The sequence below is a fragment of the Candidatus Bathyarchaeota archaeon A05DMB-5 genome (assembly GCA_019685655.1).
Lineage (GTDB): Archaea > Thermoproteota > Bathyarchaeia > Bathyarchaeales > Bathycorpusculaceae > DSLH01.
The window spans coordinates 333,442-360,039 of record JABFQP010000001.1; the positions used below are offsets into that span (position 1 = coordinate 333,442).

Here is a 26,598-nt window from a genome sequence, read left to right on the forward strand (position 1 = left end):
CATCCGTTCGAAATTGTTTGTTGCGCTTTTCTTTGCAGTATAAGAAGTAATCGATTTATATTTATTACCAATCAGTCAACTTTAATAGAATAAAAACGTCTAAACCGAAGGAACAAGATGGGCCGGTCGTCTAGCTTGGTAGGACATTGGCTTTACGAGCCAAAGGTCGCTGGTTCAAGTCCGGCCCGGCCCACCATAATACTATCAGAAAGCTGAGTTGTCTTCGAGGGGTTCTATTATTTTTTTTGGATTAAAAACTGATAGAGTGGCGGTTGGTAGTTTCTTGCCAATTTTCGAAATTAAGCCGACAGCGTCCGTTCCAAGTTTGCATGCGATTGCATATTCAAATAACCCCAGTTGTCCGATACTCACTACGTCACGGTTCATTCCTGTTGTTTTTAAGGCTGATTGAATTTCTTGTAATGTTGCTCCCAAAATTATGAGTCTATCCTGTAATGATTTTGTCCATTGCTTATATTGGGTAAGCTGTTTTTCTGAAAGAACCGTTTCGACCTCACCGCCATCTTCATCCACATTTGAGATTTTGACGGTTAAAGGGAGGTTTTCTTGGAAACCGTAAAGTTGAGCTATTTTTTGCAATGCCACTTTCCTTCCATCCGCAAGTTGTGCTTGCAAATGTTGCAACGGAACCGTGGCGTCAACGATTTCTGGTGCAAAAATGCCTACGTCTACGCTGAGTTTATCCTTTCTCTTGTCCATGTTTACTATTCGCCCTTTTACTAATGAGAATTTTCCAATAGATTTTAAATGTGTTGGGCAAAGTCCCACTTCATCAGCTAAATAACGCAACGCTACTTGTTCGTCTTCGCCTGAAACATTTACTTGAACCCATCCGCGAGGAGCAACTCCACAAACTTTTGCTTCAACTCTTAAATCCTTAAGCAAGTTCTCTAAAAACTTGTTAACATACTTCAGATGAAAATTGTTGTAGGCTTTTACAGATAAGGTCACGGTATGCATTTGCAATCGCCAATCAATGTCAGCATTTCTCTATGCAATTTTTGTATTCTCGTAATGGCGGAAGGTGGCAACTTTTTAGAAAAGTTTTCTATGGTTTTCTCTATAGATACTCGCCGTGAACCTTCAATGAGCTTGTCTGCGTATGCAACAATTTTTTCCTCTAGAGTTTGTGGAATGTAAATGTCCTTGGGCCAGCCAAGTTTTTTCGCTTCTGCCATAGTTATTCCGCCGCCCACGTGTCTCTTTATTATGGAGATCACTGGTTCTGGTAAGTCTAGTGTTTTTGCAATTTCTGCTCCTGTAATGGCGTGGTGGACACTGTGGGTTTTTGCTCTTCCAATGTCATGTAATAAGGCGCCTATTTCTACAAGTTCTAAATCTACGTTTAATCCGCGTTCTTGACAGACTTTTGCAATTTCAACTGCGAGTTTTGCCACTGCTTTACAATGTCTTATTACGTTTCTTGTGCATCCGCTTTGACGGAGAAGTAATATGGCTTGGTCGGTTGTTGGAAATTTTTCACTCACCGAGTTCCTTCCTTAACTGCTCGACTTTCTTTGTCAATGCTTGAACAATCTTATCGTTTTCATAATGCATCAATGGTTTGCCGCATGTTGGACATTTGAAGACAAGCTCCATGGTTTCTTCGAATGGAATGCGCTTGCATCCGGGTGTATAGCAGTAGTAGAAATCATGGTTTTTCTCGTATTCGAGTCTGATATTAAGTTTTTCGAGGACTCGCCGTTTTTGGCTGAGTATAAAGCCTTCAAGCTGGTCGGATTGTAGTTTCCAGTGGAATATGAACCAGCCAGTTTTTGGGTCACGTGTTCTTCTTAGACTAACTAGCGAATGGTCATAGAGTTTGTAGAGGATTTTGCGGATGGAGTTTATTCTTATTCCTGTTTTGTTGGCGATTTCCTCATCTGTTATTTCATCTGAGTTTTTCAAAATCTCGATTAATTTAATTGCATCTTCTTCACCTAAAGCTTCTGCAACTTTCATCAATGTTGCATCATCAATAGTTGATAACATAGTGACCCTTTTGCTCAAACATTGAACACTCGTTTTCTAAATAATATATGTGTGACCTTTAATTTAAATCTCTTTTTCCAATCAGAATCAGAAATTCACAATTTTCTTGCCTCTTTTCTGAGGGATTATCCTAACTTTTGCGTCATTGAAGCTTTTCTCCAACTCTTTTCCTTCAAATAAGCGGTCAAGAAACACCGCGAGACTTGCACATTCTGAATGCGGTTGATTCCCAACAGCTACATTAAAATCTGACACTGTTTCTCGAAAGAATTCTGCTGGAACTTTCTGGCTTCCAACAATAACTAAAATGTTTTTTCCAGAAGACTTGATTCTCTGCAACACGTCGCTTGTTTGAATGTTTTCTCCGTAGGTTGTTAAGTGAACAACTATTCCGTCTTTTGCCTTCCAATTTTTTACAGCCTTTTTCCATGGTATCCCCATTTCAAAAAAGAATGGTCCTCCCCAGTTTCTTGTTACTTTTTCTAGAGTTTTCTTAATATTTTCATCTTCTATGTCTGACAATATCATGCCAGTTGCTCCTAGCGCGCGGGCTGTTAACACAACATGAGTTGTGAGTCTTGCGTCTCTGCGTGGTCTGTGCCCCCACCTTAAAACTACCACTTCTGGCATTTTCTTGCATCTCTTTCATTTAGATTTTCTCGAATTTTCCATTGAATTCTTCTACATGTTTTTTAACTTTCTCTGCAAACCATGGAACTGCTTCAAAAACGATGTTGGCGGAGTTTTCTGTGTATTTTATTGTTTTTACGTCTGTGCTTTTGAATAGCCATGATATGAATGGCATTGTTTCATTTGTTGTTGGAATGATAATGGAGGCTTGGACATAGTTTTTCAACATTTTTAGGATTTCGTTTTTTAGTAGGTCAATGTTGCTTTTATGAAGGGCTGATATTGGCACGGGGTTTGGAGCGGTTTCTTCTAGGTTTTCAAGTTTCTGGTAAGTTTCTTCTTTGGATATTAGGTCGATTTTGTTTAGTGCTGTTATTATTGGGATGCCTGATGCACCTATGCGTTCTATTGTTTCCAAGCAAACTGTGAGTTTTTTGTGTATTGTGTATATTGGTTCGCTTGCGTCTATGACTAGAAGTATGAGGTCTGCGTATATGGTTTCTTCGAGTGTTGAGTGGAAAGCTTCTATGAGCGTCAGTGGTAAGCGGTCTATGAAGCCTACAGTGTCGGTTAATAGAAATTTCTTTTTTGAGATTTCCACAAGTCTGGTTGTTGTGGAAAGAGTTGTGAATAGAGTTGTGTCTACCGGTACTTCTTCTTCTGTTAATGCGTTAAACAGTGAGCTTTTTCCAGCGTTTGTATATCCTGCCAAAGAAATCGATGAAAAGCCTAACTCCGCCCTTCTTTCTCTGTGCAAAACGCGTTTTTCCCGAATTTTCTTTAACTTCTTACGTACGGTATGGACTTGTTTCTTTACAGCCTCGTAGTAAACATCCACTTCGTAAGCGCCGAGTCCCATGAATCCGGGTTGTTCTCCTTTTTTTGCTAGTCTTACTCTTTCTTTTGCATGAGCTAGTTCATACCCAAGTTTTGCTAATTGGATTTGTAGTTGTGCTTCGGTGGTCGTGGCTCTTCGTGTGAAGATTTCTAGAATTAGCTGAAAACGGTCGATTGCCTCTACACCAGTAGCTTTTGCTAAATTATAAGATTGGACTGGTTTGAGTGGATTGTCAAAAATTACCTTTTGAGCGCCGGTTTCTTTCACGAGTTCCGCTAGTTCTTTGACTTTTCCAGCGCCTATTTGATAGCGTGAGTCGCCTTCTCGAATTTGTTCCATCTTCCCGACAATTGTGTATCCTGCTGATTCGGCTAGATTTTTGAGTTCTTCTAAGCTTGATGGTTCAAAATTTCTTCGGCGTTGAACTATGATTGCTTTCGTTCGGTTTTATCCTCCTCTCTCTCCGTGTCTTTTTTGTTCAGTTGGATTAAGTCACCTAATGTTAATTCACGGGTTGATGTTTTCGTAATGTTTGTTTGCGGAGTCTTTTCTTCTGATGCTGGAACTAATAATCTGACTTTGAGAGCGCGCTCAAGTTTTGTTGTAAGCACATTGTCTGGTTTGATTTTTCCAGTTTCAATTTTTTTTAACACTGAGATTTTTTCGTTTATTTTTTTGCCTAGTTCTTCGTGGGAAAGTCCAAGTTTTTCTCTTGCCTGTCTTATTTTAGAATCAAAATTTTCTATGAGTTCTAAACCTGCGTCTACTGGTGCTTCTGTGGTTTTTTTACTTTGAGTTTTCAGCGGTTGAAGCGTTGCTTTGGGTTTTGGTGTCGCAACTTTTGGTTTTGTTTCTTCCCAAATGGTTGTTCCATGTTTGGAGCATTCGTTGCATACTGTTAACTTGGCTCCTTCAATTATGACTCTTAAAGGTTTGCCGAAGATTTTGCGTCCGCAGACTTCGCACCGCAATTGTTGGCACGCACCTAAACTGTTTTTATTAATTTGGTTATGTTTATAGTTTGTCAAATCACGATGGATTGGGTGATGGTGTTGACGCGTTTGGAAGAAGCTCTTAAACGAATTAGAAGTGTTGCAGACTACCAGTTTGGAAAGGGCCTAGGCGCAGTGCTTTTTCCAAACGATGTAGAAATAGTTTATTCACAGCGAACTGGCAGAATTCGCTATGTCTATTTGAGTGGTCATAGACTTGCAACGCTTCGCCCAACTGATGGCTTGTTCTCCTTAAGTATTGCTGGTGCAAAGCGAATCGCCGAGAGTGGTTGCTCTGTAAAATGTTTTGTCGTTGTTCAAAATGAGGTTTCAGAGGTTATCGCTGATGGTGGCGACGTGTTCGCAGTGCATGTCGTGAAGGCTGATTGTGGCATTCGCCCAAAAGACGAGGTCATCGTTGTCGATGAAAATGGTAAGGTTTTGGCTGTTGGAAAGGCTATTTTGTCAGGCGAGGAAATGAAAATTTTCAAAAGGGGCGTTGCAGTTAAAGTTAGACATGGCTGTTCTGAATAGAGTTAAGTATATGAGGTTTAAATGGCAATTGTTTAGTGGAAGGTGAACATTGTGCATAGACGCGTTAGCCCTCGTGAAGCAAAACGCATGATGCAGCGCATGGGCATGAGCATGGACGCAATTGAAGAAGTTAAAGAAGTTGTCATCAAAACATCAAACAAAGAAATAGTTATTGAAGAACCCGAAGTGGCTGTTTTAGCTGTTCAAGGACAAAAAATCTATCAAGTGACTGGTGGAAAAATCACTGAAAAAACAGTTGAGCGCAAATTAACCATACCCGAGGAAGACATAAGACTCGTGGCTGACCAGACAGGTAAAAGCTTAGAAGAAGCCAGAAAAGCATTGGAAGAAAGCGGAGGAGATTTAGCTAAGGCTATCCTTCTGCTTCAATCCTAGGGTCACTATCTTAGTTATTTTCCGTTGCTTTTAAGTGTCGTTATATATAGTATTCTGGATTGGAGGCAGGACTGTTCAGTGTTTGACATAGTCTCTGTTGGACATTTCAGCATTGACTCCATTTTCTTGCCAGATAGACATGCGCCCTTTATTGTTTTGGGCGGTTCTGTGGCTTACGTTTCTTTTGCGGCTAGGCGTTTAGATGCTAGAGTTGCTGTTGTTTCCAAAGTCGGTGATGATTTTCCGGTTGCTTACTTATGGTGGCTTCGGCAAGAAGGTGTTGACTTATCTACTGTGGTTAAGGTTGAAAATGCGAGGACCACGCGTTTTGAACTTAAATACGATAATGGTCTGTTGAATCGTACACTGCGGCTAAACAGCAAAGCGCCAGCTATAACCACAGATGATGTGCCGGATTCTCTGAAAGCCAAAGTCATCCATCTTGCGCCCATAGCTGGCGAAATAACATATGAAGTAGCTGAAAAACTGAAGCGTCACGCTGAAGCTTTATCAATCGACCCGCAAGGACTGATACGCACTTTTGACGAAAACGGAAACGTCTCTCCCAAAACATCGACTGACAAGCACATTCTAGAACTCATAACTATTTACAAGTCTTCACAAGCCGAAATCGAAGCACTCACAAACCAACAAGACCTTAATTCAGCCATAAAAGCAATTCATGATTATGGCGTTGAAACAGTAATAGTTACTTTAGGCGTGAACGGCGCAGTGTTATCAGTTGAAAATGGCATCTGCAACATTCCAGCATGCAAAACAGAAAAAGTTGTAGACCCAACAGGCGCAGGAGATGCCTTCATTGGTGGTTTCCTAGCAGAATATGTAAACGGCGAAAACCTTCTGAGATGTGCATGTGTAGGCGCTGCAGTAGCATCTTTAGTTGTTGAGGCTCCGGGTCCAACTTTCTTTGGTGACAAAGAACAAATTTATCAGAGAGCGCGTATGCTTTATGAAAAAGAAATTAAAGGATGACACGTATTGTATTGCGTTAAAACTGTGAGTATATAAGAGGGGCGTTAAAATTTGGGACGGGTTGACAAAGGCGTGAAGTGCAGTGTATCCAACTGTAACAAGGAAGCGGTTCGTTCTCTGTCTACTGATAAGGTAAAAGCTGCAGGTTTAAAAGTTGGCAGTGGCGAAAAGCGTGCCTACTTATGTAAGGAGCATTATAAAGAGTTTAAGAAGAAGACAAAGAAGGATAAGCAGCTTGAAAAATGGCGTTATAGTGCTTAGCTGGAGGAAAAACTGCTTATGAGAATATTGCAATTACACTCAAACTTTATCGAATACAAACCAGTCCAAAAAGAAATAGCCATGGCAGAAGAAGCCGAAAAAAAGATTGTTCGCCTTGAAGAATTAGTCGTGCTTTTCACCGCTGTTGAAGAAAGCGACAACACAGTAGTAGCCAAAAAAGCCGTCGACGAAGTTTACGCTTTTCTCGAAAAACTGAAAGTAAACCGCATAATAATCTACCCCTACGCACACTTAAGCAGCAACCTAGCAAAGCCCACAGAAGCCCTGAAAATCGTGAAAGCTATGGAATCCTATGCAAAAGAAAAAGGCATAGAAACATACCGCGCGCCATTCGGCTGGAACAAACAATTCACAATCTCAATAAAAGGGCATCCGTTAGCTGAGCAATCACGCGTAATATTGCCCACAAAGGTAAAAGAGGAAAAAGAAGAAAAAATTTCTGAAGCAGTAAAAGCCGAAGAAAAACTGGAATCCTTCTGGTACATTCTCGAACCAAACGGAAAAATGACCCCAGTAAAAGAATTTAACTTCAAAAAACACGAAAACCTAGAGAAATTTGCAAACTATGAAATTTCCAAAGTGCGCGCCAGTCAGCAAATGCCCCCGCATGTGCCCTTAATGAAAAGACTAGAAATAGCCGACTACGAACTCGGAAGCGACCCAGGAAACATCCGCTGGTATCCAAAAGGACGATTAATCAAATCCTTGCTAGAGCAGTTTGTCACCGCCAAAATGATGGAATACGGCGCAATGGAAGTTGAAACCCCAGTCATGTATGATTTTCAACATCCCAGCCTAGCAGACTACATAAACCGTTTCCCAGCAAGACAATACCTGTTAAAATCAGAAGACAAAGAGCTCTTTCTAAGATTTGCAGCATGCTTTGGGCAGTTCCTCATGGTTCATGACACACAGTTTTCTTACAGACACATGCCGCTGAAAGTTTACGAATTAACACGCTACAGTTTCAGACGAGAAAAAAGCGGCGAAGTTGTTGGTCTAAGGCGACTCAGAGCCTTCACAATGCCCGATTGCCATGCCTTCTGCACAAATCTGGAACAAGTCAAAAAAGAATTCGTGACGAGATTCAAGTTATGCATACAAATCTTGGAAGAAATAGGTTTACCGAAAGAAAATTATGAAACAGCAATACGCTTCACAGAAGAATTCTACAATAAAAACAAAACATTCATCAACTCTCTCGCGAAAATCTTTGACAAACCAGTACTGGTTGAAATGTGGAAAGAACGATTCTTCTATTTCACCCTAAAATGGGACTTCAACTTCGTAGACAATCAAAACAAAGCAGCAGCACTCTCAACCGACCAGATAGATGTTGAAAACGCTAAAAGATACAACATAACCTACGTAGACGAGAAAGGCGAAAAACAACATCCACTGATTCTGCATTGTTCTCCGAGCGGCGCAATAGAAAGAGACGTTTATGCATTGTTAGAAAACGCTTACAAAACACAGCAAAATGGCAAACCTCCAATGTTTCCATTATGGTTGTCGCCAACACAAGTGCGCATAATACCCATGTCAGACAAATTCCTAAAAAACGTTGAAGACATGGCTAAAAAAATAGAGAAGCATTGCATCCGTGTGGACATCGACGACCGCGCATTAACTTTACAAAAGCGAATTCGCGAAGCTGAAATGGAGTGGATTCCTTACATAATTGTTGTGGGACAAAGAGAACTCGAGTCTGGTGTACTTCCCGTGAGAGAGAGAAAATCAGGCAAAATACTCCAAATGAAACTAGAAGAACTCACGAAAGAAATTGGAAAGTTAACAGAAAACAAGCCCTTTAAACCACTTCCACTCCCAAGATACCTCTCCAAAAGACCACAATTCTACGGTTAATAATGAAGAAAACTTTCTAACCTTTGCAAAAACTATATCAAACCTTAACTCGATAGACTACATTCTCCAGCTTGGAGGACAAACCTTTGGAAAAAGAATTACTCGTTTATATAGACGGGAAATACTTTCCAAAATCACAAGCTAAAATTTCCGTTTACGACCATGGGCTTCTATACGGCGACGGCGTCTTCGAGGGAATCCGCGCCTACAACGGCGTAGTTTTCAGGTTAAAAGAGCACATTGACAGGCTCTACCGTTCAGCCCACACTATAATGCTACAGATTCCCGTAACGAAGGAAGAAATGATAAAAATAGTTCTGGAAACTCTGCGGAAAAACAACCTAAAAGATTCCTACATTCGACTCGTAGTCACAAGAGGACTAGGAGATTTAGGACTCAACCCGAAAAAATGTCCCAAACCAACAATAATAGTGATAGCTGACACGATTGCATTGCACAAGGGCGAAGCCAAAGAAAAAGGTGTCACAGCAATGCTTTCTTGGGTTAAAAGAGACCCCGTGGACGCAACAACACATGAGATAAAATCACTAAACTATCTTAACAGTATACTTGCAAAAATTGAAGCAAACATAAGTGGCGTCGACGAAGCCATATGCCTCGACAAAAATGGCTTCATATGTGAGGGCGTCGCAGAAAACATTTTCATAGTAAAAAAAGGGAAAATATTCACACCGCCAAGCTATACTGGCGCCTTGCCTGGAATAACTGCTGAAGCAGTGATGCAGCTTGCCAGAAAACTAGGTTATGAAGTCATAGAGAAGAATATAACACCCTACGAACTGTTTAACGCGGAAGAAGTATTCTTCACAGGAACCGCCGCAGAAATTGTGCCAGTTCGCGAGATAAACAAGAGAACAATAAACAATGGGGTACCCGGACCAATAACAAAAAAATTGATGGAAGCATTTGCTAAAATGGTTCAAGATCCGAAAGAAGGAATTCCCATCTACTAGAAACCATTGAAAAAGCAGTAAGCTCAGTTTCTTAACTATTTCTTTCTATGAACCTCTCTATTTCATTGAAGGCTTCTTCTAATGTCTCAATCGGCGGCAGAAAAACTCCTCTCACATGTCCCGCACCATAGACTGGGTCAAATCCAGACCCATGCACAAAAAGCACGCCTGTTTCCTTCAACAGTTCCAATGCAAATTCTTTGTCGGTTTTCCATTTTTGTCCTACTGCATGGATTTTTGGAAATACGTAAAACGCCCCTTCAGGCTTAGCACAACTTAAGCCCTTAATTCTGTTGAGTCGTTTCCACGCATAATCTCTTCTCTGCTTAAGTTTCTGAACAAGTTCTTTCACGTGATCTTGCGGTCCATTCAAGGCTACCACACCAGCTTTCTGAACTGGCGTGTTTGCGCAAAGTCTTATTCTCGCCTCTTTCTCTATACACTGCTTTAGCTCTTGGAGTTCATCTTTTTGATCATAAAAATATAAGTAGCCCAGTCTCCAGCCCGTCATTAAATGTGCTTTAGAGAAACCATTAAGCCCAATTACCGGAACATCTTTAGCTAAGTGAGCCGTGCTGACAAATTTTTTCTCATAAATTATTTGGTCGTAAATTTCATCTGACAAAACAGGCAAGTCGTGTTCTCCAGCTAAGTCCAATATTTGTTTTACAATTTTTTCATCATAAAGTGTGCCGCATGGGTTGTTGGGATTAATTATTGCGATTGCGCGGGTTTTCTTTGAAATTTTCTTTTTTAAGTCATCCATATTTGGTTGCCATTGTTCTTCTTCTACAGTTTCGTATGTAACTGGTTTTCCACCAAAAAATTTAGCGTATGAAATGTAAGGTGGATATGTTGGTCCGGGAAGAAGAATTTCGTCTCCAGCGTCAATGAGTGCAGCCATGACCATTTGTATGCCTTCAGAAATTCCTTGGGTTACAATAATGTCTTCTGCGGAAATGTCAATGCTATTAACTCGTTTTTCTTTTTGACTTATTGCTTCTCGGAGCTCTGGTATGCCTTCAGATGCTGAGTAAGCGTTTGCGCCTTCTTCTACAGCCTTCATCAATGCTTGTTTAATATGTTTTGGCGTATTAAAGTCGAATGCTACCGGGTCTCCTATGTTTAGATAGAAAATTTTCTTGCCAGTTTTTGCGATTTGCTTTGCATAGGCGATGACGTCGCGGATGGCGTATTCTATGGTGCGTACTCTTTCAGTAACCTTCACGTTAGTCAAACTATTCATCCTTCCAGAATCAACGCTTCTGCTCTCTGCAAAAATAAAGCTTATGGGGCGAATTATGGAATGTGAAATGTTGTTGTGGCTTCTGCTCCTTCTCTTGTGCCAACCGTTATTACCACATCAGTGTCTGCATAGACTTCCCAATTGAATTGGCATAGAAGAATGGCGACTTCGCCTGGCTTTATGATTGTTTGGTTTTCGGGAACGATATCTTCTGCTAGAACTGTTTGGTTCTGCAGTCTTATCGTTACCTTTGACACCGTAAGATTCCATATTGAGTAGCTTAAGCTTTCAACTGTTATGTTTAAATATTTTGTATGAAAATCTCCGAACTCCGTGGTAGCAACTTCTGTTATGTTAAGCTCCGCCACTGGAAGAGCAAAAGTGAAATTTAATACATACTCTTCCGCAGTCTTGTTTGCCAGAACATAAACTGTTAAAGTTAAGTTTTCGCCAGCACGATTCGTCCAATCTGAAATATCACAGTAAAATGCTTGCGTTGCACTTGAATTTAGTAATCCATAAGGCAGTTGCGGATTTGCCTTTGTGCCATTTACTAATTCTCCAGTCTCTGCTACTACTATTTTTGTTATGTTAATGGCGTCCAGCGAAGACGCATGGTTCTGTAATGTGACATTGAAATGGGTTCTATCTTGCAAGTTGAAAGTTTCATTTTCGCTGAGAATCTTGACAATAATTGGCGGTGGTGTTATCGTAGTAAAGTTTATCTCAATTTCTTGCAGTGTATAAGCTTTCACTTCGATTTTTTTCCCTCTTGTTTCCGTCCAGTTCCAGTCAAATTTGAAAACAGAAGATTGATTAGCTTCTAAACTCACGGAATATTTATTCGTGATAGCTGTTGCATTTTCCGGAGTGCATGTAATCATTGTAACATTAACATAGTTATTTGTCTCAGCGAAATTAAATATTGTAATGTTGAAATGATCCGTATAGTCTTCGTTGAAAGTAACGTTTTGAATTAGTGGATAAACTTGCTGTAGCTCAAGTTCTTCTATGAACTGGTATCCTTCATTTGTTTCAATCATTACGTTAGCTTTTTTTAAACCATGCCAGTTACCCGTAAAATTAAAACTTACGGAGTTTTTTGTGACTTCGTATGGAAGCGTAGGCGATTTCAATGCAATATCGTCGATTCCTGGAATGTCAATCCAATTTACTGTCAAGTTGACTTCAGAGGCCGTAGCCATAACTAAAGATAAGCTAAAGTTTTTGTATGAAATTCTTGGATAGAAATATGGGGTGACGGATAGTTTGACGAATGGTAGTTGTTTTTCTTTGTTTGGTGCTGGGGCATCGGAGGAAAAGACGCTTACGACGACTGTTTCTCCACCGTGCTCACCTGCAAATCTTCCCCAAGTCACGTTCTCGTTGTCTATTCTGACTTTAGAACATATTATATTCATAAGTTGCCCTTTTTGAACGACTATTCCATCTTGAATTGAAGGCTCTGCTTCAATTACATCATAAAGTGTAGATTGCCCTTTTAAACTAACGGTGATTCTTGTTATCGTCGCATCAGAAGGAGAATAAGATGGGTTTAATACGCCAACTTTGAACCATGCCGCATTACTTTTATCAAAATAAACATCTGTTATCGTTAGAGTTGTTCCTTCTGGAAGGTCAGTGAATTGTGGAATCGTAAACATGTAGGAGATTATGCCGCCTAATATTGCAGATAAAATCATTAGAAGTATAATTATGATAGTTGAAACCGCTTTTGTGTTGTTTGGTACATACATCTTTGTTTTCCCTCGGAGTTATGAATGTTGTTGTATCTCATATTCTCGGAGGTAAATAAGCATTCTCGTATGTTTGTTTTGCGTTATAATTGACAGTAAGCTTAAATCTATTCTGTTTTCAGTAGTTAATCCACAATTAGAGGGAGAATCATGACAAAGTGCGATGTGCTCGTGGTGGGTGCGGGAATTTTAGGCTTATCCACTGCTTACCACATAAAAAGCAAGAATCCTAAACTGAACGTTTTAGTTGTCGACAAATTAGGTGCTGCGGGTCAAGGTAGCACTGCAAAAAGTGCGGCGGCTTTCCGTTGCCTTTTTTATTCTCGCACAAACTTTGACTTAGCTGATTCCTCCGTTGAATTTTACAAACATGCACAAAATGATTTAGGCTATGATTTGAAACTGCGTTGGGCAGGATATCTCTGGCTTTTTGACGACCATGGGTATCAGAAAATGCTTCCTGTTCTGAAGGATTTAGCCAATCGAGGGTTTGAATACAAAGAATATGATGGAAATGATTTAGCTAAAAAATTAAACATGAATACCAACTTTACTGAGGACGAAGAAGCACAAATGATGGGGTTAGGAAATGTTTACAAAGGAATATTTATTCCTAAAGCTGGCTTCATAGATGTTGATTCTTTAGTGAAATTTTACGAATATGAGTTTCTGAAACTTGGAGGGAAGATTCAATACGGCACCGAGGTTGCCGAACTTGTTGTGGAACCACGCCAACCCTTAGGCATGCCTGGTGAGCCTTATTTCTGGCAAGATGCGATAGTTACAGGGGCAAAAACCAATAAGGGTTTCATACGCGCTGAAAAAACAATAGTTGCGACTGGAGCTTGGGCTTCTCAACTTCTAGACCCGCTCGGAATTGATTGTTTTGTTAAAGCAAAGAAAAGACAAGTTTTTTCTGTTAAGGCGAATACTGAGGCTCTTAGAAAACTGCTTTTCACAAAGGAATTTACAAATGTTGGATGTTTGCCTTTCACAATTTTTCCAAAGCCTTCCGCTTACATTCGACCTAATCCTGAAGAGGAAGCCTTTTGGCTGGCATATGCCGATGAATTTCCAAGGGCTTTCAAAATTGAGGATAACCCTGAACCAGAAGATAACTACTATCAGTATGGGTTATATCAAGTTACAGTCAAATATTTTCCTCAATTTTCTGATTGTCAACCTTTTTCGGCTTTTGCTGGTTTATATGAGATAAACACTATTGATGGACAGCCTCTAGTTTTTGAAGAGAATGGCATTATGGTTGTAGGTGGTGCAAGTGGAAGTGGAATAATGAAAGCTGATGCTATAGGCAGAATTGCCGCTGCATTATATAGTGGTGAAGAATACGCGTTGCTTTATGGTGACAGAAAATTCAAAGTCAGCGATCTAGGCCTAAAACACAGAAATGTAGAACCCGAAAAACTGGTTATTTAGCCTTAGGAGTGATTAAATTTATCTACTTTCAAGTGGATACTTAGCAATATTCGTGGAGAAAATGAGTATGTTCGGCTGGACTGGAACTTTTTTGCAAGTAAACCTCAGCAAGGGCAAGGCTGTTGCCAACCGTTACGAAGCTAGTTTAGCCAAAAGTTTCCTTGGCGGCAGAGGATTTGCTGTTAAAATTCTGTGGGATAAACTCAAGCCTGAAATTGACCCTTTTTCGCCTGAAAACTTGCTGGTTTTTGCAGCGGGTCCATTAACAGGTTTGTCTCTTCCTAGCAGTGGTAAACTGATTGTAGCGGCAAAAAGCCCTTTAACTGGAGGTTACGGTGATGGAAATGTTGGGACTCTTGCTGCGGTTCAGATGCGTAAGGCTGGTTATGATGCTGTAATAATTGAGGGCAAAGCTAACAAACCAATCGTTCTGCTCATTCGAGATTCAGTAGCGGAGTTTCTTGACGCGAAAGACCTGTGGGGTTTAAGCTCGTTTGAAACTGAGAAGAAATTAAGAGAACTTTATGGACGTGTAGCTGGTATTCTCTGCATCGGTCAAGGTGGGGAGAACCTAGTCAAGTTTGCAAACATTGTCTGTCAAGAGGGACGCGCTGGTGGAAGGCCTGGAATAGGCGCGGTTATGGGTTCTAAAAATTTGAAAGCTGTCGTTTTTATCGGTTCACACGAGATACCAGTAGCTCAACCAAAGGAAATGAAGGAGCTTGGTGCAGAAGGCTACAGAGAAGTTATGACTAAGCCGAACTATGCTTTCTGGAAACGTCAAGGTACAATGATGACAATCGAGTGGAGTCAAGAGAACAGCGTCCTCCCAACATTCAATTACAGCGAAGGCGTTTTTGAAGAGGCTGACGAGATAGGTGGTTTTGCGATGGAGAAGTTGAAGGTTTCTAATCGTGGGTGTCCGCAGTGTAACATGACTTGTGGGAATGTTGTGAAGGGTTCTGATAAGAAGGAGTCTGAGCTTGATTACGAAAATGTTGCCATGCTAGGTTCAAACATTGGGTTGGGCAACCTTAAGCAAGTTGCGGCTCTCAATAGGGTCGCTGACGAGTTTGGGTTGGACACCATTTCGTTGGGTAACGTGATTGGTTTTGCCATGGAAGCATCAGAGAAAGGATTGTTAACAGATAAGATTTCGTGGGGTAAATTCAAGGAGACAAAGGCTCTAATTGAGGACATAGCATATAGACGCGGTTTAGGCAAATTGCTGGCTGAAGGTGTCCGTTTTGCAGCTGAAGAAATTGGTAAGGACTCTAAACGTTGGGCTATGCATGTTAAAGGTTTGGAAATTTCCGCTTATAATTGTCATTCAACACCAGCAATGGCTTTGTCATACGCAACAAGCTCCATTGGGGCTCACCATAAGGATGCTTGGGTGATTTCGTGGGAAGTTAAAGTTGGTCGTGAAAGTTATAGCGAAGAAAAAGTTGACAAAGTCATTGAGCTTCAACGCATCCGAGGTGGAGTTTTCGAGTCCTTAACCGTTTGTAGACTTCCTTGGGTTGAGGTTGGCTTCGAGCTTGAATGGTATCCAAAATTCTTGTATGCAGCAACTGGATTGGAGATGAATTGGGACAATCTAAACTTGATTGCTGACCGCATATTCAACTTGACTCGTGCCTTCTGGGTTCGCGAATATGGCAAGAACTGGAGTAAAGAGATGGATTTTCCACCCGCAAGGTGGTTTGAGGAACCCTTAACTAAAGGCGCTTTAAAAGGTGCAAAGCTTGACAGAGCAAAGTATGATGTTATGTTACAGAGGTATTATAAGAAGCGCGGTTGGGATGAACGTGGAATACCAACAAAAACAACATTGAACAAGTTAGGATTGAAAGATGTTGCAAAACAATTGGGAAAACGTGTAAAACTGTATGAATAAAAATGAATAAAAACTGAAATTGGAATAGGAAAATTGTAGTTTAGTATGCTCTGGCGAAGTAGACTACTTCTTTTGCCTTTTCTCCGCAATATATGCACTTTGCAAATGTCTTCTCTTTCTTAAGAGGTACTATTCTGATTGTTGCGCCGGTTTCTTCCTTTATCTTTTCTTCACATTCTGGACTCGCACACCAGCATGCTCTGAGGAATCCGCCTTTTTTCCTTAGTACTTTTTGGAATTCACTGTAAGTTTTTACTGTTGTAATATTTTCTTCTAGAACTTTTCGGGCTTTATTAAGGAGGTTTTTCTGGATTTCTTCTAACAGTTCTGTTACCGCATTAATTATTTTTTCTTCCTTAGTCGTCATTTTTTCAAGTGTGTCTCTTCTAGCTAATGTTACTTGTTTTTGTTTTATATCTCTTGGACCAACTTCAATTCTTATTGGCACACCTTTCAGTTCCCACTCGTTGAATTTCCATCCCGGAGTGTATTCTGCTCTGTCGTCTAAAACAACTTGTATACCCCGCTTCTGCAATTTTTCATAGATTTGTTTTGCTTTCGTTAGAATTGCTTTGGAGTCAGTATCCTTATAGGGTATGGGCACTATTACCACTTGTATCGGCGCGACTTTCGGAGGCAATATCAATCCTTTGTCGTCGCCGTGCACCATTACCAGCGCGCCTATCATTCGCGTTGAAAAGCCCCATGACGTTTGCCAGACATACTGCTCTTTTTCGTCCTTGTCGAGGAATCTGATTTTGAAAACTCTCGAAAAGTTTTGGCCTAACTGATGCGATGTTCCCATTTGTAAGGCTTTTCCATCCGGCATTATTGCTTCTAAAGCTGTTGTGTAGAGGGCTCCTGGAAATTTTTCGCTTTCCGATTTCTTTCCTGCGAGCACTGGAATTGCGAGGTAGTTTTCCATCACGTCCTTGTATTCATTTAGAATCTGCATTACTTCTTGATCTGCTTCTTCTTTTGTAGCGTGAGCTGTGTGTCCTTCTTGCCATAGGAATTCTCTGGTTCTAAGGAAAAGTTTGGTTCCTTTCGTGTCCCATCTTATGATGTTGCACCATTGATTAATTTTTATTGGCAAGTCTCTCCAGCTTCTAATCCACTTAGCAAATGTTGCATACATTATCGTTTCAGATGTAGGTCTCAAGGCAAGTTTTTCTTCTAAAGGTGTGTCTCCGCCCATTGTTACCCATGCAACTTCCGGTGTGAAACCAGCAAAATGTTCTGCCTCTTTTTTGAGAAAACTTTCTGGTATGAACAGTGGGAAGTACACGTTTCTGTGTCCAGTTGCCTTTATTTTTTGGTCGAAGATTTGTTGAATTTTTTCCCAGATTGCGTATGAGTGTTCGCGGAATATCATGCAGCCTTTTACTGGAGCGTAATCTGCCATTCCTGATTTTACGATGACTTGGGTGTACCATTCTGAGAAATCTTCGGATTTTTTTACAGTAACGCCTACGTCTGACATGTTCATCTCTCTCCTTTTTCTTTGGTGGTTGAATATAATTCTAGTGTAGAACAGATTCTTATGTGGGCTAAGTTTTGAGAAAATTTAGCAATGTGGAACGTAATCGCCCATTTTGACCACGTTCCCCAACATTACTGAATCAGACTATTAAATGTTTTCTTCTTTTAACCTTAGTGAATGCTTCTTGTTTGGATGCATAAGTGTTTTAACTGTTCGCATCTAAATTTGGATGTGTTCCCAGTACAGATTGGAATGGCGTGAATCAAAGTTGAAGTCAATTCTGGTTATTGGAGACGGAATGGCTGACAGACCAGTGAAAGAGTTAAGTTGGAAAACCCCTTTAGAAGCTGCGTATAAGCCGTCATTGAATAAAATTGCAAAGACTGGAATCTGCGGCATAATGGATGTAATTGCACCGGGCATACCGCCTGGAAGCGACACGGCTACGTTGGCGTTGCTTGGTTATGACGCAGTGAAGGTTTATTCTGGAAGAGGCGCCTTCGAGGCTATCGGTTCAGGAATAAACGTTTCGCCTGGCGACGTGGCTTTTCGATGTAACTTTGCAACGGTTGACGATGACTTTGTTGTTTTGGACAGACGCGCTGGCAGAATCGCAAACGAGGATGCCTCCAAACTTGCTGAAAGTCTCCAAAAAATTAAGCCAATCGAGTCGTCAATAAAAGTAGTATTCAAAAACACTGTACAACACCGTGCAGCTCTCCTTCTTCGAGGACCCACATTATCAACAGCAATAAGCGACTCTGACCCTGAGAAGGTTGGAGAAAAAGTTCTGGAAATCAAAGCTTTGGATGAAACTTTAGAAGCGAAGCACACAGCCAAAATACTCAATGACCTCTTGCAAAAGTTTCATAAAACGCTGAAGGAACACCCAGTTAACAAGAAAAGAGTAAAACATGGATTGCCTCCCGCCAATGTCATTTTATGTAGAGGCGCTGGCACTGTTCCGAATATTAAGCCTTTATCTGAAGTTTATGGTGTTAATACCGCGTGCGTATCTGCTGTTTCTTTGATTAAAGGCGTTTGCAAAGTCGCTGGAATGAAATTAATAGACGTTAAAGGAGCCACGGGGACTCCTCAAACTAACTTTGTTGCTAAGGCTAAAGCCGCAGTTCAAGCATTAAAAACATATGACTTTGTGCTTTTGCATGTGAAAGCACCAGACGTTCCTAGTCATGATGGAAACGTTAAACAGAAGGTTTCAGTAATCGAAAAAATAGACCAGATGTTAGGCTATTTACTTGAGAAGGTAGATTTGAACGAGACTTATTTGGCTGTGACCGCTGACCACACAACTTCTTCTGTCACACGGAACCATGAAGGAGACCCAGTTCCAGTAGCGATAACTGGACCGCACGTTCTCTGTGATGATGTTGCTGAATTTGGCGAGAGAACTTGCGCAAAGGGCGGTTTAAACCGAATAAGAGGCATTGATTTAATGCCTATCTTGATGAATCTTATTGGTAAAACCAGAAAATTTGGAGCTTAATGATTATTGCACCGGCATTAATCGCCATTCTCGGTAATCTGTCACAACTTTGATGTGTCCTTTAAGCATGTTATCCGTTTCCGTGTCTCCTGTGTCAACTCTCAGAACATTTCCTTCTATGCTCTGAAGCTTACCTTTCGTTGCCACGACAATTATATGCTCTTTTCTGACGTGCTTGATGATTTCTGGGCTTATTTGCTGGTTTCCTCTTCCCAGAAGAATTCCTTGGTGTCCAATCGGAGATAGAATAATCCATGTGTTCTGCCAATCTTTTACTTCTTTCAGAATTCTTTTCTCATCTACATCCAACATGACTTTGCCGTTCTTGTAGATATCTACGCCTAGCACCGTTTTTACAGTGCCCAGTAATTCGGCTATGCGTTTGACTGTGGTTCCTGGACCCAGTATGTACGTGGCGTCTGGTTGCATCTCCTCAATTATGAACCGTGCTATTGCGGTTTGGTTCTCTTTTTCGTCGTTTGTTTCTGGGCTTGCTTGTTTGCTTCCTTGAATTCGCATCGGAACAAACGGTCCTTTCAAATAGCCATGCAATTTAACAGCAAAAATGTCGCTTCGTATAGCCTTTTCATCAGAGTCCATAATTTCGAACTCTGTAATTTCCGCTTGTTTATCAGCAAATATTAAAACTACCTCCACAGCATCTCGAGGGTTTACAGCGAAAACACCACTATACATTTTCACTCCGGAAGGCACGCCCAAAACTGGCACTTCATTGCTGCCTTGCATAGCGTCTAAAATGTCTTTGGCTGTGCCGTCTCCGCCGACAAAGACTATCAAGTCCACTTCTGCCTTAATCAGAAGTTTAACAGCGGCTTTCGTATCTTCAGCAGTGGTTTCTTTTCCTATTCTCATAGGTAAAACTTGAACTGGAAACTTCGCTTTTTCCGCTTCATTTTCACCCATTATTCCCGGACAAGTCAAAATCTCTATTTGCCTATTTTCCATATTTTCCCTTAGTTTTCGCAGAAATTCTATGGCTCTTTCCGGCGCTACCGGTTCTGCACCTCGTGCAATCGCTTCCTTCAGAACACCGTTCGTGCCTTTTAGTCCTACTCTGCCTCCCATGCCCGCAATTGGATTAACAATAAAGCCTAGCTTCATTGCTTGTCAGTGACAAGATTTATTGCGCAAGCTTTAAACTATTTTGATGAATAAGGGGCGTTCAATCAGTTGATGTTGCCGTCTACTGGGACATTCTCAATCCTAGCCATCTTGCCTAATCATGAGAAGATAGGCGTTGCCACCGCTACAGGCGTGGAATCAGTCGGCGATAGGGTTCCACACGCAAAACCCGGAGTAGGTGTTGTGGCAACGCAAGCCTATACAAATGTGGCTTACGGCATTAAGGGCTTAGAAATGTTGGCAAAGGGTTTTACTCCAGAAGAAACTTTAAAGAAGCTTTTGGCAGAGGATGCCGAAAATGAATTGCGGCAAGTTGCGATTATGAATTTTAGAGGAGAAAAAGCGGTTTTTACGGGTGCTAAAGCTCCGCAATGGCATGGAGAAATTATAGGTGAAAACTACGTTGTTATTGGAAATTTGCTTGCGGGGAAGAGTGTCTTGGCAAGTATGGCTAGGGAATTTGAGCATTCCAGTGGAAGCTTAGCTTGGAGAATGGCAAATGCTTTGAAAGGTGGAAGCGAAAGTGGCGGAGATAGACGAGGCGAAATTTCAGCCGCGTTGATTATCGTTAGTGCGGATCAAGTAGAAGTAAATTTACGTGTTGATTTTCACAAAAATCCGATTGAGGAACTAATTCGTAAACTTGAGGCTTCGTAGTTAAAATTATGATGTATACGTGTTTCTTTTCTGAAAATTTTTATATCTCGCAGATTCTAACATCCTTCTCTCTTCGAATAACTGGAGTATTGCTAAATGTCTAAAAAGAACATGAAAAGAATTCTCGTGACAGGCGCCACAGGACAAATCGGTTCAGAATTAACAATTGAACTGCGAAAAAGATATGGTGGAGATAGCGTTGTGGCAGCAGGGCACAAGCGAAAACCAAGCGGCGCACTTTTTGAGTCCGGACCCTTCGAGTTTGTTGATACTTCTGACCGAGAAAGTGTCAAGAAAATTGTCGAAAAATATGATATTGACACAATTTACCATTTAGCAGCAGTTCTGTCAGCAACTGGTGAAGAAAACCCGCAACTTGCGTGGCACGTTAACATGGATGGGCTTTACAACGTGCTTGAGGTCGCAAGAGAACAAGGCGCAACCAAAGTTTTCTGGCCAAGCTCTATAGCCGTTTTCGGTCCTGAATCTCCTCGCGTTAACACCCCTCAAAACACCGTGCTGATTCCTAGAACCATGTATGGCGTAACCAAAGTTGCTGGCGAGTTATTGTGTAATTATTATTTTGCCAAGTTTGGTTTAGATGTGCGTAGTGTTCGTTATCCAGGCATCATTAGCAGTGAGACTCTTCCAGGCGGAGGCACAACTGATTATGCTGTGGAAATATTTTACGAAGCGATCAAGAATAAACGGTACACTTGTTTTGTGAAGGAAGATACCGTTTTGCCCATGATGTATATGCCCGACTGCTTAAAAGCAGCCATTGACCTCATGGAAGCTGATGCGTCCAAGATTAAGTGTCGCACGAGCTATAATTTGAGTGCGATAAGTTTTTCTGCTGGAGAGTTAGCCGCGGAAATACGAAAGTATATTCCAGACCTTAAAGTAGAGTATAAACCTGACTTTAGACAGAAAATTGCCGATTCTTGGCCTATGTCGATAGATGATAGTGCAGCACGCAAAGATTGGGGCTGGAAGCCCATGTACAATCTAGCTTCCATGACGAAGGACATGATAGAAAAGCTAAAGAGAAGATTTGCAAGTGAGGTTTAGTCTAGAAAGAGTTAAGAGAATGCTTTGTGAGTAGGAAAAGTGGTGTTAATAAATGCGCAATCCAACAGCATTTTTACGCGAAGAATATGAAGAGTTAGTGCGAAATGAACTTGACTGGAAAATCCATGTTTTGCAAGGTCCAAGCACGCCATGGTGCACTGTTGAAGGAAAAAAGGTCTTAATGTTCTGTTCAAACAATTATCTCGGATTAAGCAACCATCCGAAACTGAAGGAAGCCGCGATAAAAGCTGTTCAAACACACGGTGCTGGCTCTGGGTCTGTGCGCCCAATTGCCGGAACAATGGACATACACGTGGAACTTGAAAAGCGGCTTGCTAAATTCAAACGTGCTGAAGCTTCACTTGTTTACCAAACAGGCTTCGCAGCTAACGCAGGCTTGATTCCGCAACTGGCTGGTAAAGGCGACTTAATAATAAGCGACGAGCTAAACCACGGCAGCATAATAGACGGAGTCAGGCTTTCACACGCGGAAAGAGCAGTTTACAAACATGCGGACATGCAAGATTTGCAACGGGTTCTGGAAGAAGCAGAGAAACATCAACCACCATACAGACGAATATTGATAATCACTGATGGCGTTTTCTCCATGGACGGCGACATAGCACCCTTAGACGGAATCGCAAAGCTAGGTGCGGAACATGGCGCAATGGTTTACGTGGATGACGCTCACGGTGAAGGTGTGTTGGGTGAAGGGGGAAGAGGCATTGTTAGCCACTTTAAGCTTAGCCGCGACAAAGTCCACGTTGAAATGGGCACATTCTCCAAAGCGTTTGGCGTCGTAGGTGGTCACGTTTCCGGCTCGCAAGACTTGATTAATTTTGCCTATAACAGATCGCGAACTTGGCTTCTTAGCGGTTCGCATCCGCCTGCAGTAGCAGCTGCTTGCATAGCTGCCATCGATGTTCTGGAGCAAGAACCGCAGCATGTGCAGAGACTCTGGGAGCACACGCGGTATTTCAAGAAAGCCATGAAAGATTTAGGCTTTGACATTGGCAACAGCCAAACCCCCATAACGCCAATCATAGTTGGAGAAAGCGGCGTAGCCAAAAAACTAAGTGCAAGACTATTTGAAGAAGGTGTTTTTGCTTTGCCTATTGTTTATCCGATGGTTGCAAGAGACAAAGCCCGCATACGAACAATCATGAACGCTGCGTTAACTAGGGAAGACTTAGACTTCGCCATAAACGCATTTGAAAAAATTGGAAAAGAACTACACATAATCTAATTTTTCCCTTCTCTATTTCTGCCTTTTTATCATTTAAGTGGAAAAATGGACGCTAAAACTGTCAAGAAACTTTTACGCGAAGAAATCTGGACTAAACTTGAAAAAAGTGGCATTGCAAAGTTTCCACTTCCATGTCGTGGACGTATTCCAAACTTTGTTGGTTCTGAAAAGGCTGCAGAAAAAGTTAGACAGTTAAAAGAATGGAAAGGAGCTAAAGCCGTATTTGCAAATCCAGATTATGCACAGCAAAAGATTAGAGAAAACGCACTCTTGGATGGCAAAATTCTAATTATGGCTTCACCAAGACTGAAACTTGGCTATATTATTGTCAATCCAAAAGATGTTAAAGGAAGAGAAAGTTTTGCATCTACAATAAAAGGTGCCTTCAAATATGGACGTAGTGTTAACGCAGAAGAAATTCCCAAAACAGATTTGATAGTTGAGGGTTCAGTGGCGGTTGATAAATACGGACATAGACTTGGTAAAGGAGGAGGATACGGCGATACAGAAATTAAAATGCTGAAAATGCGGTTTGGCAAAATTCCAATTGCAACTACAGTTCACGATATGCAAATCGTTGATGCTCTTCCATTCGAAGAAAAAGATGAAAAAGTCTCAATAATTGTGACACCAACGAAAGTCCTACATATCTTCAAGCTAAAAGACATGGCTTAAATAATTAGTGTTTAAAGAAATAGAAAAGTTAGTTAATCAAAATGTATCAAAATTAGTACACAACAAAACAAAGCAAGAATTGTTTCTTATAAAAGGCTTGATTGTTCTGCGTTTCAAACAAGACAATTGGTGCAAATAATCGGATTAACAAATGATAGATAAGAAAAAAGGCGTTCATCTCTTTGCGAGCGACTGAACTCTTTAATTTAAATGCACGATACTTTTCATGTTAAGTAATGTTAAACTCAAGTTTAAGCTTCTTTAGTTTGCCAGAGATCACAGTGGCCTTATCGAGGATTTGTATATGGCTTGATAAGCCTTTTCTTTTTTCCCTTCAGCTTCTACAATTTCTTTATGGAGTCTTTTTGTATCTAAGGGGCAGCTTTTTGCTACTTCTCGTACAAACTTTCTCAAATCACCCTCTTTAAAACCGCAGCTTGTAGTAAGTTCTTCTATGATTTGCTGGGCAATTTCTGTGTCGCCATAACAGCTTGTACTTAGTTCTTTTCGCATAGTTTCCAAAACGTCTGGGTCTATACTACACTGAGCGCTTAACTTTTCTGACCATTTCTTACTCAAACATTTTCACTTCCACTTATGAATTAAGAATATGGTAAGAAAGTTCAGTCATTTAAATATTGACCTTTACCGACGCAGTTTTTCTAACGTTTCGTTTACATCTTCTAACCCAAGTTTATGAAGAACTTCAACTGTTGGTATACCATTTTTGTCCCAGCCAACTGCCTCATAATACCTATTTTTGTATTCTTCCACAGCTGTTTTGTCAGTGGTTTTTCCTTTATAAGGTCCGGAAGGTAAGGGCTCGTAGAATCTTGGTGGGTTGTCATCGTGGATTTTGGGTTTCCATTTTAAGTCTGGACCGCCAAGAAGTAGCATTGCTCTTTGTAGTTGCAGTATTTTCATTGCTTTGGTACTGCACCATTCTTCGCGCGTTAGCTTTAAACCTGTAACTCCTTCATACAATTCAAATCTGAGGTTGCGTGGTATTCCGAAACTGTTGAAGTTGCAGTACACGCCTGAGTCGTTGAAGATTTCCAGTAGTTCGCTTCCGCCACTGTCTAGTGGTAGTCCAGTTGTGGATGTGTGGTCTCCGCCTTGCACTGAACAAGCGTAAGATATGATTTCTGGGTAGTCTTTGCCGCTGCGTATGCCGTGGGCGCCTATTCCTATGCCCTTGGACTGAACAGCATAGGACAATGCGTCCACGTTTTTCATTTTTCCAATTTTTAATGCAGTTCGATAAGTTCCTTCAGCCAGTAAGTTGCCTATTCCTTCTCTGAAAGCGATTTTTCTGGCTAAAGTTGCAAAGGCTTCAGCATCGCCCCATTTGAGTTCTATGCCGTCCAAGTCTTTTTTGGTTAATATTCCTCTCTGGAAAAGTTCGGCTGCAAAACCCATAACGTTTCCTGTTTGGATGCCGCATAAACCTAAATCGTCGATGAGTGATGAGAGAAAAACGTTTTCTTCTGGCGTGAATATTCCTAAGTTTGGACCTAAATAGGCTTGCATTTCATAGTCTGGGTTATCTGTTATCGCTCCTTTAAATTTGCCGCTCTTTACAACAGCCACTTTCAAGCAACATGTCGGACAGCCAAAATCACTCCAGTACTGCTTAACCCAGACTTTGTTCTCAAATTGGTCAACCCCGAAGCTTTTCTCGTCATGCCATTCTTCCTGCCAATTTCTCACGGGTTCAGAGCTTGTTTTTGCGCCAACTTCGTAGCCGCCTGAACCTGTTCCCCAGCGTCTCCAAAGATCATTGTCGTAAGCATTATCGTTTACAACTTTGATAAGCCGCTTAACTTTTCTTATGTCAGCAACTTCTGGCAAAGGTCCGGTGCCCTTAACTGCTACTGCTTTCAGTTTTTTTGAACCCATGACTGCGCCGTAACCGCCGTAACCAGCTGCATGAGACCATTTGGCTGCAACAACCGCTGTGCGTACTTTGTTCTCTCCCGCGGGACCTATGTAGAGCAATGTAGGCTCTTTCCATTCACCATAAAGCGGGTAACGTTTTTTCAGAAGTTCTCTGCATTCTTTTGTTAGAGTTGTAACTGTTTGTTTTGTGTCTTTACCCCAAACGTGGCTTGCGTCTCTGATTTCAACATCTGAATCTTTAACAAACAAGTAAACAGGCTTTTCTGAAGCACCAGTAACGATTATGCCGTCATAACCTGCGCATCTTAACTCAACGCCGAATTCTCCGCCAACAGTTGAGCCTACGACACCGTTGCTCTGTGGTGATTTGCCTGAAACGCAGATTCTTCCACCTGGAAAGTATCCAGTTAATGGTCCTGTTAAAAATAAGAGTATGTTTTCTGAACTTAATGGGTCTATTTTTTCCCATTTGTTGCCCAGACGGTCCCAGAGGATTTTTGCTGCTAAGCCTCTGCCGCCAATGTAATCTTTTAGAATTTCATCATCAAATCTTGTTTCTTTAATTGTGCTATTTGAAAGGTTTACCTCAAGAAATTTGCCAGCATAGCCCAGAATCATAAGTATTCCTCCGCTTGTTCTCCGTACATTTTAAGGGCTAAATTTTTGGTTATTTCTCCTGGAGTGCGAGCGTAAAGCTTGAAGGGATGGTCTCCCCTCGAAACTTTATTTAGTACATTCCATCCTCCTTCCTGGCACACTTTTACACATTGGGGGTCGCCATTACACAAGTCGCAAATAACCACATGCTTTTCTGTTGGGTGCATGTGTGGGATTCTTCCTGGGCACGCGTCTATGCATTTGCCGCAAGCAATGCAAGCCTTGTTTTTTACTAAAACTGCGCCTGTCTTCTTGCTTATTGATAATGCTTTTACTGGGCAAGCTTTTACGCATGGATAATCCTCACATTGTGCACATAAGTGTGGAAACTCTGCGCCTGGAATTAGCATGAATACTCTTACGCGTGAAGCTTCTGGCCATATGCGTTTTTCGTGGAAAAGT

General features: G+C 41.2%; 26 protein-coding genes and 1 tRNA gene. 14 read left to right on the top strand and 13 right to left on the bottom strand.

What is annotated here, in order from left to right:
* Positions 1-119 precede the first annotated feature (119 nt).
* A tRNA-Val gene (locus tag HM003_01950) sits at positions 120-196 on the top strand.
* An 8-nt stretch (positions 197-204) separates the two neighbouring features.
* On the opposite strand, the gene HM003_01955 is transcribed toward HM003_01950, so the two are convergent.
* The 6 genes from HM003_01955 to HM003_01980 form a co-directional block, all read right to left on the bottom strand.
* Entirely contained in the window at positions 205-981 is a 777-nt protein-coding gene (locus tag HM003_01955; GenBank protein MBX5328105.1) for a DUF2110 family protein, read from the bottom strand.
* The gene (locus tag HM003_01960; GenBank protein MBX5328106.1) at positions 969-1,508 is read right to left on the bottom strand and encodes a TIGR00295 family protein; all 540 of its coding nucleotides are present in this window, start codon (positions 1,506-1,508) and stop codon (positions 969-971) included. Before HM003_01960 ends, HM003_01955 begins: the two co-directional genes overlap by 13 nt.
* Positions 1,501-2,031: a transcription factor gene (locus tag HM003_01965; GenBank protein MBX5328107.1), complete on the bottom strand. Its 531-nt coding sequence runs from the start codon at positions 2,029-2,031 to the stop codon at positions 1,501-1,503. The genes HM003_01960 and HM003_01965 overlap by 8 nt, the downstream gene beginning before the upstream one ends.
* A 69-nt stretch (positions 2,032-2,100) precedes the next feature.
* Positions 2,101-2,643, bottom strand: coding sequence for a tRNA (cytidine(56)-2'-O)-methyltransferase (locus HM003_01970; protein ID MBX5328108.1), 543 nt, complete (start codon positions 2,641-2,643; stop codon positions 2,101-2,103).
* Positions 2,644-2,662: 19 nt separating this feature from the next.
* Positions 2,663-3,913, bottom strand: a complete 1,251-nt coding sequence (gene hflX / locus HM003_01975) for a GTPase HflX (GenBank protein MBX5328109.1) — start codon at positions 3,911-3,913, stop codon at positions 2,663-2,665.
* Entirely contained in the window at positions 3,907-4,452 is a 546-nt protein-coding gene (locus tag HM003_01980) for a TIGR00270 family protein (protein ID MBX5328110.1), read from the bottom strand. Before HM003_01980 ends, hflX begins: the two co-directional genes overlap by 7 nt.
* Before the next feature lie 75 nt (positions 4,453-4,527).
* Between HM003_01980 and HM003_01985 the strand changes: the two genes are divergently transcribed.
* The 6 genes from HM003_01985 (at position 4,528) to ilvE (ending at position 9,518) form a co-directional block, all read left to right on the top strand.
* On the top strand, positions 4,528-5,007 hold the full coding sequence (locus HM003_01985; protein MBX5328111.1) for a pseudouridine synthase: 480 nt from the start codon (positions 4,528-4,530) through the stop codon (positions 5,005-5,007).
* A 51-nt stretch (positions 5,008-5,058) separates the two neighbouring features.
* Entirely contained in the window at positions 5,059-5,403 is a 345-nt protein-coding gene (locus tag HM003_01990; protein ID MBX5328112.1) for a nascent polypeptide-associated complex protein, read from the top strand.
* 78 nt (positions 5,404-5,481) lie between these two features.
* Complete coding sequence (locus HM003_01995) at positions 5,482-6,396, top strand: carbohydrate kinase family protein (GenBank protein ID MBX5328113.1); 915 nt, start codon at positions 5,482-5,484, stop codon at positions 6,394-6,396.
* Between the two features lie 51 nt (positions 6,397-6,447).
* Entirely contained in the window at positions 6,448-6,657 is a 210-nt protein-coding gene (locus HM003_02000) for a hypothetical protein (protein MBX5328114.1), read from the top strand.
* 18 nt (positions 6,658-6,675) lie between these two features.
* On the top strand, positions 6,676-8,544 hold the full coding sequence (locus HM003_02005) for a threonine--tRNA ligase (GenBank protein ID MBX5328115.1): 1,869 nt from the start codon (positions 6,676-6,678) through the stop codon (positions 8,542-8,544).
* An 86-nt stretch (positions 8,545-8,630) separates the two neighbouring features.
* The gene (gene ilvE / locus HM003_02010; GenBank protein ID MBX5328116.1) at positions 8,631-9,518 is read left to right on the top strand and encodes a branched-chain-amino-acid transaminase; all 888 of its coding nucleotides are present in this window, start codon (positions 8,631-8,633) and stop codon (positions 9,516-9,518) included.
* Between the two features lie 31 nt (positions 9,519-9,549).
* Here the strand turns inward: ilvE and HM003_02015 are convergent, their stop codons facing one another.
* Entirely contained in the window at positions 9,550-10,764 is a 1,215-nt protein-coding gene (locus HM003_02015) for an aminotransferase class I/II-fold pyridoxal phosphate-dependent enzyme (protein MBX5328117.1), read from the bottom strand.
* 53 nt (positions 10,765-10,817) lie between these two features.
* On the bottom strand, positions 10,818-12,521 hold the full coding sequence (locus tag HM003_02020) for a hypothetical protein (GenBank protein MBX5328118.1): 1,704 nt from the start codon (positions 12,519-12,521) through the stop codon (positions 10,818-10,820).
* Between the two features lie 150 nt (positions 12,522-12,671).
* On the opposite strand from HM003_02020, the gene HM003_02025 reads away from it, so the two are divergent.
* Both HM003_02025 and HM003_02030 read left to right on the top strand, forming a co-directional pair.
* Positions 12,672-13,958: an FAD-binding oxidoreductase gene (locus HM003_02025; protein ID MBX5328119.1), complete on the top strand. Its 1,287-nt coding sequence runs from the start codon at positions 12,672-12,674 to the stop codon at positions 13,956-13,958.
* A 67-nt stretch (positions 13,959-14,025) separates the two neighbouring features.
* A complete protein-coding gene (locus HM003_02030; protein MBX5328120.1) occupies positions 14,026-15,858 on the top strand; it encodes an aldehyde ferredoxin oxidoreductase family protein in 1,833 nt (610 codons plus the stop codon).
* Positions 15,859-15,898: 40 nt separating this feature from the next.
* On the opposite strand, the gene HM003_02035 is transcribed toward HM003_02030, so the two are convergent.
* The gene (locus tag HM003_02035) at positions 15,899-17,347 is read right to left on the bottom strand and encodes a proline--tRNA ligase (GenBank protein MBX5328121.1); all 1,449 of its coding nucleotides are present in this window, start codon (positions 17,345-17,347) and stop codon (positions 15,899-15,901) included.
* 262 nt (positions 17,348-17,609) lie between these two features.
* On the opposite strand from HM003_02035, the gene HM003_02040 reads away from it, so the two are divergent.
* Positions 17,610-18,848 carry a 2,3-bisphosphoglycerate-independent phosphoglycerate mutase gene (locus tag HM003_02040; GenBank protein MBX5328122.1) on the top strand — a complete coding sequence of 413 codons (1,239 nt, stop codon included), beginning with the start codon at positions 17,610-17,612 and terminating at the stop codon, positions 18,846-18,848.
* 3 nt (positions 18,849-18,851) lie between these two features.
* On the opposite strand, the gene HM003_02045 is transcribed toward HM003_02040, so the two are convergent.
* Positions 18,852-19,970, bottom strand: a complete 1,119-nt coding sequence (locus HM003_02045; GenBank protein ID MBX5328123.1) for an ATP-NAD kinase family protein — start codon at positions 19,968-19,970, stop codon at positions 18,852-18,854.
* Between the two features lie 72 nt (positions 19,971-20,042).
* Between HM003_02045 and HM003_02050 the strand changes: the two genes are divergently transcribed.
* The 4 genes from HM003_02050 (at position 20,043) to HM003_02065 (ending at position 23,640) form a co-directional block, all read left to right on the top strand.
* The gene (locus HM003_02050) at positions 20,043-20,648 is read left to right on the top strand and encodes a DUF1028 domain-containing protein (GenBank protein MBX5328124.1); all 606 of its coding nucleotides are present in this window, start codon (positions 20,043-20,045) and stop codon (positions 20,646-20,648) included.
* 111 nt (positions 20,649-20,759) lie between these two features.
* Entirely contained in the window at positions 20,760-21,719 is a 960-nt protein-coding gene (locus HM003_02055) for an L-threonine 3-dehydrogenase (protein ID MBX5328125.1), read from the top strand.
* A 52-nt stretch (positions 21,720-21,771) separates the two neighbouring features.
* Positions 21,772-22,965: a glycine C-acetyltransferase gene (locus tag HM003_02060; GenBank protein ID MBX5328126.1), complete on the top strand. Its 1,194-nt coding sequence runs from the start codon at positions 21,772-21,774 to the stop codon at positions 22,963-22,965.
* A gap of 45 nt (positions 22,966-23,010) precedes the next feature.
* A complete protein-coding gene (locus HM003_02065) occupies positions 23,011-23,640 on the top strand; it encodes a 5-formyltetrahydrofolate cyclo-ligase (GenBank protein MBX5328127.1) in 630 nt (209 codons plus the stop codon).
* Between the two features lie 276 nt (positions 23,641-23,916).
* Here HM003_02065 and HM003_02070 read toward each other — a convergent pair whose 3' ends face one another.
* The 3 genes from HM003_02070 to HM003_02080 all read right to left on the bottom strand — a co-directional run bounded on the left by HM003_02070 (position 23,917) and on the right by HM003_02080 (position 26,546).
* Positions 23,917-24,219: a hypothetical protein gene (locus HM003_02070; GenBank protein MBX5328128.1), complete on the bottom strand. Its 303-nt coding sequence runs from the start codon at positions 24,217-24,219 to the stop codon at positions 23,917-23,919.
* Between the two features lie 66 nt (positions 24,220-24,285).
* Positions 24,286-26,154: an aldehyde ferredoxin oxidoreductase gene (locus HM003_02075; GenBank protein MBX5328129.1), complete on the bottom strand. Its 1,869-nt coding sequence runs from the start codon at positions 26,152-26,154 to the stop codon at positions 24,286-24,288.
* Entirely contained in the window at positions 26,154-26,546 is a 393-nt protein-coding gene (locus HM003_02080; protein ID MBX5328130.1) for a 4Fe-4S dicluster domain-containing protein, read from the bottom strand. Before HM003_02080 ends, HM003_02075 begins: the two co-directional genes overlap by 1 nt.
* Positions 26,547-26,598 lie beyond the last annotated feature (52 nt).